The sequence below is a fragment of the Marinicella marina genome, assembly GCF_030065545.1.
Classification (GTDB): domain Bacteria; phylum Pseudomonadota; class Gammaproteobacteria; order Xanthomonadales; family Marinicellaceae; genus Marinicella; species Marinicella marina.
On sequence record NZ_JASJNC010000003.1, the window covers coordinates 353,224 to 368,460 of the forward strand.

At 44.8% G+C, this 15,237-nt stretch carries 10 protein-coding genes; 8 read left to right on the top strand and 2 right to left on the bottom strand.

Annotated features, from left to right (window positions below):
* Positions 1-267: 267 nt before the first annotated feature.
* The 8 genes from putA to QNI24_RS06580 all read left to right on the top strand — a co-directional run bounded on the left by putA (position 268) and on the right by QNI24_RS06580 (position 11,005).
* Positions 268-3,378, top strand: coding sequence for a bifunctional proline dehydrogenase/L-glutamate gamma-semialdehyde dehydrogenase PutA (putA, locus tag QNI24_RS06545; RefSeq protein ID WP_283708584.1), 3,111 nt, complete (start codon positions 268-270; stop codon positions 3,376-3,378).
* Between the two features lie 120 nt (positions 3,379-3,498).
* Entirely contained in the window at positions 3,499-5,010 is a 1,512-nt protein-coding gene (locus QNI24_RS06550) for an AAA family ATPase (RefSeq protein WP_267175273.1), read from the top strand.
* A gap of 3 nt (positions 5,011-5,013) precedes the next feature.
* On the top strand, positions 5,014-5,853 hold the full coding sequence (locus QNI24_RS06555) for a general secretion pathway protein GspB (RefSeq protein ID WP_267175272.1): 840 nt from the start codon (positions 5,014-5,016) through the stop codon (positions 5,851-5,853).
* Positions 5,850-6,482, top strand: a complete 633-nt coding sequence (locus tag QNI24_RS06560; protein ID WP_267175271.1) for a rhomboid family intramembrane serine protease — start codon at positions 5,850-5,852, stop codon at positions 6,480-6,482. The genes QNI24_RS06555 and QNI24_RS06560 overlap by 4 nt, the downstream gene beginning before the upstream one ends.
* A gap of 28 nt (positions 6,483-6,510) precedes the next feature.
* On the top strand, positions 6,511-6,831 hold the full coding sequence (locus tag QNI24_RS06565) for a DUF1820 family protein (RefSeq protein WP_267175270.1): 321 nt from the start codon (positions 6,511-6,513) through the stop codon (positions 6,829-6,831).
* The gene (locus QNI24_RS06570) at positions 6,831-8,162 is read left to right on the top strand and encodes a sigma-54-dependent transcriptional regulator (protein WP_283708585.1); all 1,332 of its coding nucleotides are present in this window, start codon (positions 6,831-6,833) and stop codon (positions 8,160-8,162) included. The genes QNI24_RS06565 and QNI24_RS06570 overlap by 1 nt, the downstream gene beginning before the upstream one ends.
* On the top strand, positions 8,159-9,535 hold the full coding sequence (trkA, locus tag QNI24_RS06575; protein ID WP_267175268.1) for a Trk system potassium transporter TrkA: 1,377 nt from the start codon (positions 8,159-8,161) through the stop codon (positions 9,533-9,535). Before QNI24_RS06570 ends, trkA begins: the two co-directional genes overlap by 4 nt.
* Positions 9,536-9,553: 18 nt before the next feature.
* Positions 9,554-11,005, top strand: a complete 1,452-nt coding sequence (locus tag QNI24_RS06580; RefSeq protein ID WP_267175267.1) for a TrkH family potassium uptake protein — start codon at positions 9,554-9,556, stop codon at positions 11,003-11,005.
* Between the two features lie 3 nt (positions 11,006-11,008).
* Here the strand turns inward: QNI24_RS06580 and QNI24_RS06585 are convergent, their stop codons facing one another.
* The gene (locus QNI24_RS06585) at positions 11,009-11,656 is read right to left on the bottom strand and encodes a ComFC family protein (protein ID WP_267175266.1); all 648 of its coding nucleotides are present in this window, start codon (positions 11,654-11,656) and stop codon (positions 11,009-11,011) included.
* Between the two features lie 17 nt (positions 11,657-11,673).
* Entirely contained in the window at positions 11,674-15,189 is a 3,516-nt protein-coding gene (gene smc / locus QNI24_RS06590; protein WP_267175265.1) for a chromosome segregation protein SMC, read from the bottom strand.
* Positions 15,190-15,237: the final 48 nt, after the last annotated feature.

Consider the following 15,237-nt stretch of genomic DNA (forward strand, 5'->3'; position numbering starts at 1 on the left):
TTAGACATTTAAGAAATAAGAATCATTGTCGTTTAGACCGCCCTGAGGCCATGCCGCACAGATATTAAATTATTTATCAAAAAACAGCACAAAACCAAGGCACAAATATTCACGTTCAGCGACTGCACCCAACGCCTTTAACGCCGATGCAGCAGCAGGCACCTCCACACAGCAATTATATATGGTCAGATCTGACAAAAACAAATGACCCTATTAGTGGATTCATTTATAATCCACGCCTGTTCCTTTAACACTTGAGATGCCACCATGACCATCAGCGCACTGCCATTTTATGACCATTATTTAATTGATGAAGAAACCTGGGTTAATCAGTTACTTGATTATGCCAACCCTGGGGCTAAGAAACGCCATGCAATCAAGCAGTTGGCCAATCAACTGGTCGCAAATGTTCGCAGTCAAATTGATGACATGGATGGTGTTGATGCATTCATGAAACAATATGATCTGTCTTCAAAAGAAGGTATTTTATTGATGTGTCTGGCTGAAGCGCTGCTGCGCATCCCCGATAAAGACACAGCAGACAAACTCATCAGGGATAAAATACTGGAAGCTGATTGGAAGTCGCATTTAGGCAAGAGTGACTCTATGTTTGTTAATGCCTCGACTTGGGGCTTGATGTTAACCGGCAAAATCATCGACATCGATGAAAGTAAAGGTGGCATGAAACGTGCGCTGGACAAATTCATCAACAAGACCGGCGAACCCGTCATTCGCCAAGGCATCCATCGCGCCATGCAAGTTATGGGTAAACAATTTGTGATGGGCCGCAACATCAAAGAGGCAATCAAGCGTTCTGGTAAAAAAGGCTTCAGAGATTACCGTTACTCTTATGACATGTTGGGTGAAGCGGCACTGACCCAAGCCGATGCCGATCGCTATTTTGAAGCATACTTGTCATCCATTGGCAGCATTGCTGAAGCCAACAAAAAACGACACATCAATGATGCCTCCAGTATCTCAATCAAGTTATCCGCCCTACACCCCAGGTATGAGGTGGCCAATGTTGAACGCGTGATGGCAGAGTTGGCACCCAAAGTTCTGGAAATAGCCAACCACGCCAAAGCCCTTAATGTAGCTGTCACCATAGATGCCGAAGAGGCTGATCGTTTAGAAATTTCACTGAAAATTTTTCAAACAGTCTACGAGCAACTACAGGACTACCAAGGCTTTGGCTTGGTGGTACAGGCTTACCAAAAACGCGCACTGAAAGTACTGGAATGGCTGGCTGATCTGCATGATAAACATAAAAGACTGATACCCTTGCGACTGGTTAAAGGCGCCTATTGGGATACTGAGATCAAGCGAGCTCAAGAACAAGGCCTCAGTCACTACCCAGTATTTACCCGTAAGGTCAATACAGATGTGTCGTATTTGGCCTGTGCGCAATTTCTATTGAGTAATCGATCGCGGTTTTACCCACAATTTGCCACGCACAATGCCAATACGGTTGCTGCCATCAACATCATGGCAGGTGAATCAGGGGGTTATGAATATCAGCGTCTGCATGGCATGGGCCAAGCCTTACACGCCCAAACCATCAGCGAGGATGGCTTGAGTCGTCCTTGCCGCATTTACGCACCAGTTGGCTCACATGAAGACTTGCTACCTTATTTGGTCAGGCGTTTACTTGAAAATGGTGCCAACACTTCATTCGTCAACCGTTTGACGGATCTGACTCTGGACATCAATGACATCACCCAAGACCCAATTGAAAAAGTCCGCAAACACAAAACCCACATGCACCCAGCCTTACCCTTACCAAGTGAAATTTATGGTGATGCTCGCATTAACTCAGCCGGGGTAAATCTGGGGGACATGAAAACCGTTGATGAACTGTTAAAAGCCGTTGCTGAAGATGCCAGACTCAAGTTTCATGCCACCTCATTGATACCGGGTGCAGCAGCCGAAGGTGAATTGGTAGAAGTTTTTTCACCGGCTGATCTGTCACACCTAGTGGGCACCTACAATCGGGCTGAAACAGCTGACATTGAACAAGCCATTAACAACGCCCAACAAGCATTTCCTGCATGGCGTGATGGCGATGTTAAAGCCAAAGCAGATTGCCTATTGAAACTGGCAGACTTGATGGAGCAGCAGCAAAACACCTTAATTTATCTGCTACAAAAAGAGGCTGGGAAAACATTGGGTGATTGCATTGCCGAATTGCGAGAAGCAGTTGATTTTTGTCGTTATTATGCACACCAAGCCGCCGAACTGTGTAGCCATGGTGAAAAGATGCCTGGTCCAACTGGCGAAAGTAACTATTTATACCATCAAGGCAAAGGCGTATTTGTTTGTATCAGCCCTTGGAACTTTCCATTGGCCATTTATGCCGGACAAATTGTGGCGGCGCTGGTCACTGGTAATTGCGTGATAGCCAAACCAGCTGAACAAACCAGTTTGATTGGCCATTTCACTGCTGAACTGATTCATCAGGCTGGCATCCCCAAAGAAGTTTTTCAGTTGATACTAGGTTCTGGCAGCCAAATAGGCAACCAACTGTGCCAAAACAAAGCCATCACTGGTGTGGTCTTTACCGGTTCTACACAAACTGCTCAGATAATCAGCTTGAATCTGGCCAATCGTAAAAGCGCAGCCATAGCCACGTTAATTGCGGAGACTGGTGGTCAAAATTGTATGATTGCCGATTCTTCATGTTTACCAGAGCAACTGGTCAAAGACGTGGTCAATTCTGCCTTCCTCAGTGCCGGACAACGCTGTTCAGCACTGCGTATCCTGTACATACAAGATGATGTAGCCGACAAGGTCATTGAGATGTTACAGGGCGCCATGGATGAGCTGGTTGTGGGCCAGCCAGATTTATTTGCTACTGACTTGGGACCAGTGATTGACGAAAAAGCCTTGGGTATATTATTGAGTCATAAAACCCGCATGGAACAAGTAGCCAAACCCATTAAGTCACTTGTTGCACCGGCCATCAATGGCCATTACTTTGGTCCTCAGGCCGTTGAGATCAGCGACATCAAAGCACTTGAGCAAGAAGTATTTGGGCCATTCTTACACGTGATCCGATACCAATCGAATCAGCTCGATCAAGTCATTGATGACATCAACAGCACCGGTTACGGCCTGACCTTTGGCATCCATTCACGCATTGATGAAACCATCGAATACGTGGTTTCCAAAGTGCAAGCAGGCAACTGCTACATCAATCGCAATATGACTGGTGCGGTGGTCGGTGTGCAGCCTTTCGGCGGCATGGGCTTATCAGGAACTGGACCGAAAGCAGGCGGCCCAGGGTATTTGCGCCAGTTTATGACCGAAAAAACCATCACCAACAACATCTCCGCTGTGGGTGGCAATGCCGACTTATTGGAGTTATCTGATGATGACTAAACAAACATCAATTATTCACTCAGAAAACCTTTCACCGAGTCATCAGGCACAAGTGTTTTGAATCGCCACGCAAAGGGCTATACAATTGAACCTTTTGCGTGATTCTGTGCCTGAGAGCCTATGTACTTAGAGTTTTTTGATTTAAAACAAGCACCATTCTCGATCACCCCTGATCCGGAATTTGTTTATTTGAGTGAAAAACACCAAGAGTCACTGGCACACCTTATCTATGGTGTGACGCGCGGCGGTGGGGCTGGTTTCGTGCAACTGACCGGTGAAGTGGGCACCGGGAAAACCACCATCAGCCGCTTATTTTTGCAAAAATTACCTGAGGACACCCAGGCAGCCTTGATCCTGAATCCCAACATCACACCTGAAGAATTACTGGAAAACATATTCAAAGAATTAAAAATTTCAACCCGTGGCATCAAAGGCAAATTAAACGCCATGGTTGATAAGCTAAATACACAATTATTAAGCTGGTGGTCTGCGGGCAAAAATACTTTGGTAATCATTGATGAGGCTCAAAACATTCCTCGTGATACGCTGGAACAATTGCGCCTACTGACTAACTTAGAAACTGATCAACAAAAACTGTTACAAATCATCTTGATTGGCCAACCCGAACTCAAGCAGTTGATGCAGCGCAAAGATTTGCGTCAATTATCACAAAGAATCACCTCGCGATTCCACCTGCAGCCCTTATCCAAGGATGAAACCACTCATTACATCAAGCATCGAGTGGCTGTCAGTGGTGGTGATAAAGACTTGTTTTCACTTCCAGCCATTAACAAAATCTTTCAGCAAACCGGTGGCATACCGCGCTTGATTAACGTGCTGTGTGATCGTGCCTTGTTGGTTGCTTTTGTGGCTGAGACCAAACAAGTCAAGTCAAAGCAAGTGAAAACCGCTGTTGCAGAATTGTACCCAGATCAGAAAAAATCACCGCGCACTTATGCATTCGCTGCCTTATCAGCCGTGTTGTTTTTCACTGTATTGGCCTGGCAATTCTTCAACCCCAAAACAACAACTGAGCAAACTTTACCCGCTGACACTGTTGTTGACACAATTTCCACCACCATGGAAATCAAATACCCAAGCAAAGCAGTCAGCTGGCAACAGTACTTGGCCTTATGGGGTGAACCAGATGGGTTTATTTGGAGTAAAAATGCCTGCCCTGATGTCACCATGATTGGTATGGCCTGTCTGTTAAAACAAGGCAATCTGAATAAAATAAAACAGTTAAATGTGCCAGTCATGTTGCAATTAAGTGATGGCAATTTGGTGTTATTGAAAGCCATAAAAGATGACGAACTGATGCTGGCCACCAGCGATGGAGACTTATCCATCAGTGCACCCCAACTTAACAACCTCTGGTACGGACATTATTTTATCTTGTGGCCACTGGCAGTGGAGTTGATAGATGGTACAATTGACTCATCAACGACAACTTGGGCCTTAAACATGGCGCAGGTGATTGATAACAACCCCAATCTTGGCCCACAGAACTTGAACCAATGGATCGTAGATTTTCAACAGGCCAACGGGCTTTTGGCTGATGGAATCATAGGCAAAGAAACCCAGATGGCATTGTCATTGATGGCATACCAAGGACCCAAACTAACAGAGTAAAAAATGTCTTCTATTATTGATGCGTTAAAAAAATCAGATGATGATCGCAACACAGATGGTAAATCTCAAGTAAATGCCATCAAGTTTGGCGATCAGGCCAAACAGAAAAGTCGCAAAGGCTTTTGGATACTCGTAACAGTGCTGCTGTTGGTGGCTGGAGCGGTTTATGCCTGGCAACAGGGCTGGCATGAAAAAGCACTCGCAGTGGTTACATCAAGTTGGAGTGGCGAAGATAAGCCTGCCCAATTAATTGCTGAAGATGATGCCGATAAAGCAGTGACCAAAGTCGATGAACCACAGCCCAAAACCACTAACGCCAATAAACTGATACCACCTAAAACAGAAGCGGTTAAGAAGATTTCAGCAACAAGCAAAACAGCTGTTAAGCTTGCCGATGCTGAGCGCGATGCAGTGAAATCGGCTGGTGAAGGCTCGAAGCAACAATCTGCACAAAGAACAAAGTCATCCAGTAAGCCAGAAACTCAGCAACAGAATGATGAAATGGCAGTCATTGCAAAACGCGAAGCAAGCTCCTCCCCACCCGCTGAGCTTGAAACGGTTAAAAGCAACAAACCACCAGCCAACAGCAAAGCCGAAACATCGACCCAGCAACAAGACTATTTGTTGCTGCATCAAATTCCTTTTCAAACCCGCAAAAACATTCCACCGCTTAAACTGAGCATACATTTGTACGATCCTCAAGTCGAAAATCGCATGATTTTCCTCAACGGGACCAAATACGGCATTGGCGATTTGATCGAAGAAATGGTAGAAGTCATAGACATCACCCAAGAAGGTGTGGTGCTGAAGTTTGAAAACCTGGAGTTTCTGGTTCCCAAGTGATTAATTTCTCAAACCGAAAACCCAGTTATTTTCCTTATGTTTCAATGCTGGTTTTTGTGGTTTTTTTGCTGTTCTTGTTACTCAATGAATTCACCGTTTATGGGTCTCAAATCATGGCGCTTTACGCCATCAAGACCAGGGAATACTGGAGTTCAATCAGCACCCAACCATTTGAATTGTTCCGCTTACTGACTGCTACCTTCTTACATGGCAACATCCTACACTGGGTGATCAATAACACGGTGTTTTTGCTGTTGGCTTTTACCATCGAGCGGGTCATTGGTGGACAAAAATTTTTATCTGTTTTTTTACTTTCCGGCATCATAGGTAATTTATCAGCCAGCTACTTTTTACAGGAACAAAACAATTTATTGATGGGTGCCAGCGGCGCTGTCTCTGGCTTGATTGGATTGTGGCTGGTGATGTTCCCACACAAAAAGATAAATTTTGTGTTGCCAATTGGACTGTATTTTCAAAAAACCTCGATGCCTCTGGCAGTTATTATTCTGCTGTGGCTGGTGGTTCAATTGATACTTCAGTTTCAACCACACCCTTCCTATGACATAGCATGGATCAGTCATATCATGGGATTTTCAACTGGTTTTGTACTCGCTTGGTTTGTAAAATAACTGAACATGAGAATGGCTTGATAGCAGCATGAAAAACCACAAAATTTACCGCATCAACTACAACACCAACCAAGAAGTTTACGAACTTTATGCCAAAGCAGTAAACACCCAAGAACTGCTTGGCTTCATCTCGATTTCTGATTTATTATTCGACCAACAATCCGGAGTGGTAATAGATCCGACAGAAGAACGGTTGAAAACTGAATTCAAGGGGGTCAAAACACTGCACCTGCCGATTCAAAATGTTTTAAAGATAGAAGAGGTTGAACAAAAGAAATCGTGTAAAATTAAGACATTGAAAAAAGATATTAATCTGACAGCAATACCTAATCAACCAGGACCGAAGTAATGAGCCAGTCACACATATTAATTGTCGATGATGAACCTGACATAAGGAACTTGATTTCTGAAATCCTGACTGATGAGGGCTATCAAGTTTCTGTAGCTGATGGCGGCAACAATGCCAACCAACAGTTACAAGAAATCACGCCTGACCTGGTTTTATTGGATATTTGGATGCCAGATATTGATGGCATCAGTTTATTAAAATCATGGAACCAAGGCCATAGGATGCCATTTTCGGTGGTGATGATGTCGGGACACGGCACCATTGAAACAGCCATTGAGGCCACCAAAATGGGCGCCAGAGACTTTGTTGAAAAGCCCATTTCTTTGGCCAAGTTATTACAAACCATTGAACAAACGCTGGCCAATCAAAGCCAGGTTCAAGCACCACCTTCAGCCAGCGAGACATGGCAAATTCTTGAACCCATTGGCAGCTCGAGGGCGGCACAAGAACTGCGAGACTGTATTGAAAAACTGGGCAAGACCAACAACAACACCTGTTTCATTGGCGACAGTGGCAGCGGCAAACTGACACTCGCGCTGTGGTTACACCAACTGCGGCATCATGAACAACATTCAGCAGCCATCATTGACAGCTTAACCTTGGATGATGCTTCAATGGATACTGAATTAGAAGCGGCTTTCCAGCAAATCACCCATCATAATGACAGTGGGTCGGTGATTTTAACTAACGTTGATTGTCTGACAGAAAACCTACAAAACAAACTGCTGATTCACTTAAAGCAATGGCAAAAACCACATCAAAACAACACCATCCAATTATTAACCACCACCCAGCAGGATCTCAAGGTGCTGGTGAACAATGGTGAGTTTGATCGCGAATTGTACGATTTTGTGGCAGAGTTTCCAGTGGCTGTGAGCGCCCTGTCTGAACGTTCAGAAGATGTACCTGAATTACTCAACTTTTATGTCAACTTCTTACCAGATCAAGAACAAACCCCTTACCGCAAGATATCATTTGCTGCACAAAATCATTTACGTAACTATGCATGGCCAGGTAACCTCAGAGAATTAAAAAACCTGGTCAGGCAGTTACAGTTACAACCAGGCGATGCTGAAATTCAATTAGAAGAGGTCAAAGAGCTGTTGTTACAAACCGAAGCCGCACAGAGCAAAAGTTCACATAACACCCGATACGACCTGGAATTGCGTGATGCCAGAGAGGAGTTTGAACGAGATTATTTCCTTCACCACCTGCAACAAACCGAAGGCAAAGTGGGAGATGTTGCAAAAATATCAGGCATGGAGAGAACCAATTTATACCGCAAACTCAGGGCCCTAAACATCAATTTTAAAAACACCGATAAATCATGAAAATCATCATCTTGGGCGCAGGTCAGGTAGGCTCCTCAATAGCCGATCATTTATCTCAAGAGAATAATGATGTCACTGTGGTTGACACCGATGCCGAACGCTTAACTGATTTACAAAACAAATTTGATATACGCACGGTTCACGGTCATGCATCTCATCCCTCGGTGCTGATCAGAGCCGGTGCCAATGATGCAGATATGGTGGTGGCATTAACTAATTCTGATGAAGTCAATATGGTCGCATGTCAGGTCTGCTACAGCGTATTTAATACACCCACTAAAATTGCCCGCATCAGAGAGGCAGAGTACGCATCACACCCAGAAATGTTTGAGCACGAACACGTACCGATTGATTTCCACATTTCACCAGAACAACTGGTTACCAGACACATCAAAGGGCTGATTGAATATGCAGGTGCCCTACAAGTGATGGACTTTGCGGGCGGTAAAGCCCAATTAGTTACCTTGAAGGTGAAGAAAAATGGTCCATTAATTGATCAACAGCTCAGAGAGTTCAATCACATCCTACCTGAAGGGGTTGATGCCCGTGTCGCAGCCATATTCCGTAACAACAAATCTGTTTTCCCAGATGGCGATACCGTGTTAAAACTCAATGATATCGTGTTTTTATTGGCAGCGCGCAAACACATCAATAAGCTCATGGATGCTTGGCACCGTACCGATAAAAGCAGTTATAAAATCATTCTGGCAGGTGGTGGTAACATCGGCTTTAATTTGGCCAAGGCTCTGGAACGTGAACACTCAGTAAAAATCATAGAATACAACAAAACCCGCTCCAGGTTCATAGCAGAAGAACTGAACAAAGCCTTGGTAATTCGTGGTGATTGCACATCTGAGGAATTACTGAACGAAGAAAACATCAATCATACCGACATCTTTTGTGCCTTGACCAATGACGATCAGGCCAATTTGCTGTCAGCATTAATGGCTAAGAAAATGGGGGCCAAAAAGGTATTAACCCTGATTAACAAACAAAATTATGCACAATTGATTGAGAAGGACACCATTGACATTGCCATCTCACCACAACACATCACCATGGGTGGAATCCTGGCCCATGTGCGTGGCGACTACACCGCCAGGGTTCACTCCTTGCGTTCAGGCGCGGCCGAGGCCATTGAGGTAGAGGTCACTGGCAACAGCAGCACTTCCAAAGTGGTTGGCAAGATGATTCAAAACATCAACCTGCCACCAGGTTGTAACATTGGCGGCATTGTTCGCGATGACAAAGTGGTGATGGCACATCGCAATGTAGTGATTGAAAACAAAGACCACCTGATCATGTTTGTGACTGACAAACGCAACATCAATGACCTCAAGCGATTATTTGAGGTGGATGCTTCATTCCTTTGATCTGATGAGTTTACTGCGATGAATCCACGTCTGATAGCAAAAATTATTGGCTTGTTATTACTGGTCGCCAGTTTCATGATGATACCACCGGCACTGGTTGGATTGATTTATCAAGATGGCGATGTATTGCCCTTTTTGGAAGGTTTTGCCACCTTGGCCATTATTGGTGCCATTCCTTTTTTCATGTACCGTAAAATTGATGCTGAATTAAAAATTCGCAGTGGTTTTTTGGTGGTCGGTGCTTCTTGGTTGATTGTTGGCCTGGCAGGTGCCCTGCCCTTATACCTTTCTGAATATTTGAATTTATCAATAACCGATGCAATATTTGAATCAATTTCAGGTTTAACAACCACTGGCGCTACCATTTTGACAAACATCGATGAGTTGCCGCATTCAATCAAATACTATCGCCAGCAATTGCAATGGTTTGGTGGCATGGGTATCATCGTTTTGGCGGTGGCTGTATTACCCATGTTACGCATTGGTGGTATGCAGATATTTCGTGCTGAAACACCTGGCCCCATGAAAGACCAAAAACTCACGCCGCGAATCACTGAAACTGCCAAAGCGTTGTGGTACATATATTTGGGCATTACCGTGGTTTGTGCTTTGAGCTATTACATGGCAGGTATGAACATATTTGATGCCATTTGTCATGCGTTCACCACCATCTCAATTGGTGGTTTCTCAACTTATGATAACTCAATAGGTCACTTCAATAACTCCTTGATAGAAATGATTGCAGTGATTTTTATGCTGATTGCAGGTGTTAACTTTGCCTCGCATTTTCTGGCCTGGAAATCGGCTTCAATCAAAACATATTTAGCCGACACAGAAGTAAAAGTATTTTTAGGATTCATGGCTGCGGCCTCTGCCATCACCTCATTCCAGCTGTACACCACTGGCACTTCCGAATCACTTTATGAGTCGATACGCCAAGGTACATTCCAAGCAGTCTCGGTTGGTACCACCACTGGCTTCACCACTGAACCATTCTACCTGTGGACTGGTGCCTTGCCCTTGTTGCTGATTTTGTTCAGTGTGATTGGTGGCTGCGCCGGCTCAACCGCAGGTGGTTTTAAGGTCATCCGCATGATTTTGTTATTCAAGATGAGCATGCGCGAATTGTATCGATTGATTCATCCGCACGGTAAATACTTGGTAAAGATCAATGGCAAAACCGTAAATTATCGGGTTTTGGACTCGGTCTCGGCCTTCTTTGTCCAATTTTTATTCCTGTGGTGTGTCTTTACCTTACTGCTGGCTGGTTTTGGTGAGAACATCACCACAGCTTTTTCTGCTTCTCTGGCTTGTCTCACCAACTTGGGCCCAGCCCTGGGTGATGCTGGCGCACATTATGCCAACGTTTCCGACGGGGCCAAAACCGTTCTGTCTATTGCCATGATATTTGGCCGGCTGGAATTATTTACTTTATTTATCTTATTGATTCCTGCTTATTGGGAATTTTAAAAATTACCCACCTGATCGCGCAAACACCACCACTATTACCTCTTGGACACCTGCACCGACCAAACATTTGGCGGCAGATCGCATGGTTTGACCTGTGGTCATCACATCATCAATTAACACCACCTTATTATGCCCAATAGCTTGGTTCACTCTGAACGCTGAACGAACATTTTTTATGCGCTGTTTTTCATGCAGTTCTGCCTGCATCGCTGTGTTCTTGACACGAATCAAGGCACCACCGAGCAAAGCCCTGTTTTGTTTCTTGGCAATGATTCTGGCAATTTCGAAAGCCTGGTTGTAGCCTCGTTTCCGCAGGCGGTTGATGTGAAGTGGCATCGGAATCAATGGTATGTGCTGATCTATTTCACCCATCAGTGACAACAAAGCTTCAGCCATCAAACGGGCACGATCTAACTGCTCACCAAACTTCAGTTGTTGTATCCACTTATCAATCGGTGCTTGATAGATGGCAGCACAGATGGTTTGATTAAAAGCCGGTGAATCACTGCGACACTCTCCACAAATGGCACCAGCATGTGGCAAGGGTTTGGCACAGAGCAAACAGGGATTTTCTGGTGCTTTGATGAGGCTCTGACAACCAGAACATAAGCCAGTTGTGCTGTGTACATGACAAATCGCACAGCGTTGCATGGATGCTGTCTGCCGAATTATTCAGCAGCCGCCAATTGGGCTGCTTCGGACAAATCAACACTGACCAAACGTGACACGCCGGGCTCCCGCATGGTCACACCCATCAATTGATTGGCTATTTCCATGGTGACTTTGTTATGGGAAACGAACAAGAATTGAACCTTTTCTGACATCTCAGCAACCATTGCCGAAAAACGCCCCACATTGGCATCATCCAATGGTGCATCAACTTCATCCAACATACAAAAAGGTGCTGGGTTTAAATTAAAAATTGCGAACACCAAAGACACTGCTGTCAATGCTTTCTCACCACCAGACAATAATTGAATACTGGAGACCCTTTTTCCTGGTGGGCGGGCCATGATGGAAACGCCAGTGGTTAACAGGTCATTACCAGTCAACTCAAGGTAGGCGTGCCCACCACCAAATAAACGTGGAAACAATTGTTTGATGTTGGTGTTGACTGCCTCAAAGGTCTCTTTGAACAAAGTACGGGTGTCTTTATCGATTCGAGCAATGGCATCCTCTAAGGTTTTCAATGCTTGTTCTAAATCGTCGTTTTGTTCATCTAAATATTGTTTGCGTTTTGATTCCTCTTCAAATTCATCAATGGCCGCCAGGTTAACTGGCTCAAGGCGCACAATGCTGCGATGTAAACGTTCGGTTTGTTCCTCACGTTTCTCAACCACCTCAGGCAACGCGTCAGCTGCAACTTCACCTATGGTTTTTAACAGTTCTTGTACGTCATGACCTTGATCCTGAAGTTGTTCTGCAAAGCCATTGGCCCTTAACTCGTTTGACTGGAAGGCTAATTTGGCTGATTCGAGGGCATTTCTGGCCTCATCAATGTGGCTTTGGTGTTGGTGGCGCAGGCGTTCAAGTTCATCCAGCTTGGCTTGTGAAACGGCAACTTCTTGACGCATAACATCGCGTTGTTTTTCTACTTCCAAACGCTGACTGATTAACTGCTCAAGGCTTTGCTTTTGTCCTTCAACCGGGTTCAAATCTTCTGTCAGTTGCTTCAATAAGTCATCTTTGCGGTTTACCAGTTCGGCTACCATCTGAGCCGTTCTTTCGATGTTTTGGGTCAAAGAATCGATTTTGTTTTGGGTCGCTGAAAGGCCCATTTTATGCTGGTAGTATTGATTTGAAATATCACTCAACTGTGCTTTGGTTTGGTGGTACTGTTGTTGCTGTTGCTGTTGTTGGTCGAGTAAGCTGGTTTTTTCTTGTTCAAACTTTGCCAGTTCGTTCATGGCTTTCTCGAGACTGGCGCGAGAAGATTTAACTTGTGCTTCATCCTCTGTCATCTGGGCTTTTATTTGTGCCGATTCAGCCACTTTTTCTTTGTTTTGTTGTTGTTCCCGCACAATCAACTGTTCTTTGTTCAACACCAGCCCATTCAGTTCAGAGAGTTTGCGATGCGACATATTCACATCCAACTGTAACTGCTCAACAGCGTTGACCAAATTGACCCGCTCGGCTTTGAGTGTTGCTAGTTCCTGTTGCAAAGTCTCTGATTTCAGCTCGTTGTTTTCAATTTCTTTTTCGAGTTTTTTTAACTCTTTTTGGCGCAACAAAAACCCTTCTGATTGTTCCCCTTGGTTGATGTGCACCCAGTTTTGTCCAAACCATTCGCCCTTTTGTGTCACCACAGATTCACCGGCCGCTAATTTACTGGTCAGTGCTTTGGCCGCCTCCACATCAGTACAAATCTTAATCTCATTGAACCATTCAATCACCGCATCCGGAGCCGTGACACATTCAGCCAGTGTGCCATTCCTGGGTTTGAGGTTGCCTTGACTTGAATGCACCATGGTCATGTCACCAAATAACCAGCCAGCTGTGACCTCATGCACATCTTTGTTGTTGGTTACCCATGCCTGTAAGCGTTGCTGTAGCACTGTTTCAACCGCCGTCTCCCATCCAGCCTCAACATCAATCAATGCTGCCAATCGGTCTTTACTCAGTTGTTTGTTGTTCTTGACCCAGGCTTTAAGCTCATCTTTGTCTTGAGATTGGGCTGCTTGTTGTAAGGTCAGCAATGAGCCCCTGCGGCCTTTTGCTTGGTGTAACTCTTGTTGCACTGTATCAATTTGTTGGCGCAGTTGTTGACTGCGTTCTGCCGACAAATTAACTTGGTCTTTTTGTTCGGCCAGGGCAGTTTCAAAACCATCATGCTTGGCTTGTTGGGTCTCAATTTGAGTTGATAGTTCTGACAGCTCTGATTGCAACTTGACCACCAACTCATCGTTGTCTGATGGCGTCACCGACTGTAACCTTTCGGCTTGGCGCATCATGTGTGATTCTAATGATGTGATGCGGGTTTTTTCTACATCGACAGTGCGGTTGTGTGCGGCAATTTGTGCATTGTTTTCGTCCCAGGCTTGGCGCCATGTTTCTTGTTGTTCTTCACTGCTTTGATTCAGCTCTTGGGCTTGCTCTAGCTGCAATGCCAGTTCTTCTTCCAACGGTTTTGACTGTTGCAATAACTGTTGTTGCTCTGCCAGTTCTTTTTGATCTTCTTGCAATCGTTTTTGGGCATTGTTTAAATTATTTTCAGTGGTGGTTAAATCCCTTTGATGCCTTTCAGACAAAGATTTCGAGTGGGCAATGGCCTGTTCAATCTTGCCAATTTCACCATTGATTTGGTACAACTGTTCTTGTAGCTTGTTGCTTTCATCACTCAATGTCTGGTGTGCGCTGCGATGAAACTCTATGTTTTTTTCGCCATCCGTTTGGCCTGACTTGGCTTTCTCAAGTGCTGTATTTAAGCGAGCCACCTCGTTTTGGCCTTGTTCAGCTTGGGTGTTCCACTGTTGCCACCTGAGGGCCAATACTTCTGCTTTGATCAGTTTGTATTGTTGTTTTAATTGGGTGTAGCGTTCGGCATTCTTGGCTTGTCTCTGTAGGTGCTGAATGTGCTTGCCCACCTCAGTTCTTAAATCATCCAGTCGCTCTAAATTTTCTTTGGTGCGTTTGATGCGGCGTTCAGTTTCTCGTCGCCGTTCGCGGTATTTTGAAACACCTGCTGCCTCCTCAATATACCCCCTTAAATCTTCGGGTTTGGATTCAACAATGTTCGAGATCATGCCTTGCTCGATGATTGAGTAACTCCTTGGACCCAAGCCAGTACCCAAGAATAAATCAATGATGTCTTTTTTTCGGCATTTACTGCCATTTAAGAAATACATTGATTGGGCATCACGATTGACTTGTCGTTTGACTGAGATTTCGTTGTAGTTGGCGAATTCGCCTTTTATTTGGCCGTCAGAGTTATCAAAAATCAGTTCCACCGTCGCCAAAGACACTGGTTTGCGGGTAGAGGAACCAGAAAATATCACATCGGTCATTGAAGCCCCACGCAACATCTTGGCAGATGTCTCACCCATTACCCAGCGCACCGCATCAATGATGTTTGATTTACCACAACCATTGGGTCCGACCACACCAATCAGGTTACTGGGTAACAGCACCTCAGTGGCGTCGACGAATGATTTAAATCCGGCAATTTTTATCTTTGAAAGCTTCATCTAATGTCTATTTTGCTTGATAAATTTCCCTTTTTTGGGTATTGTTCC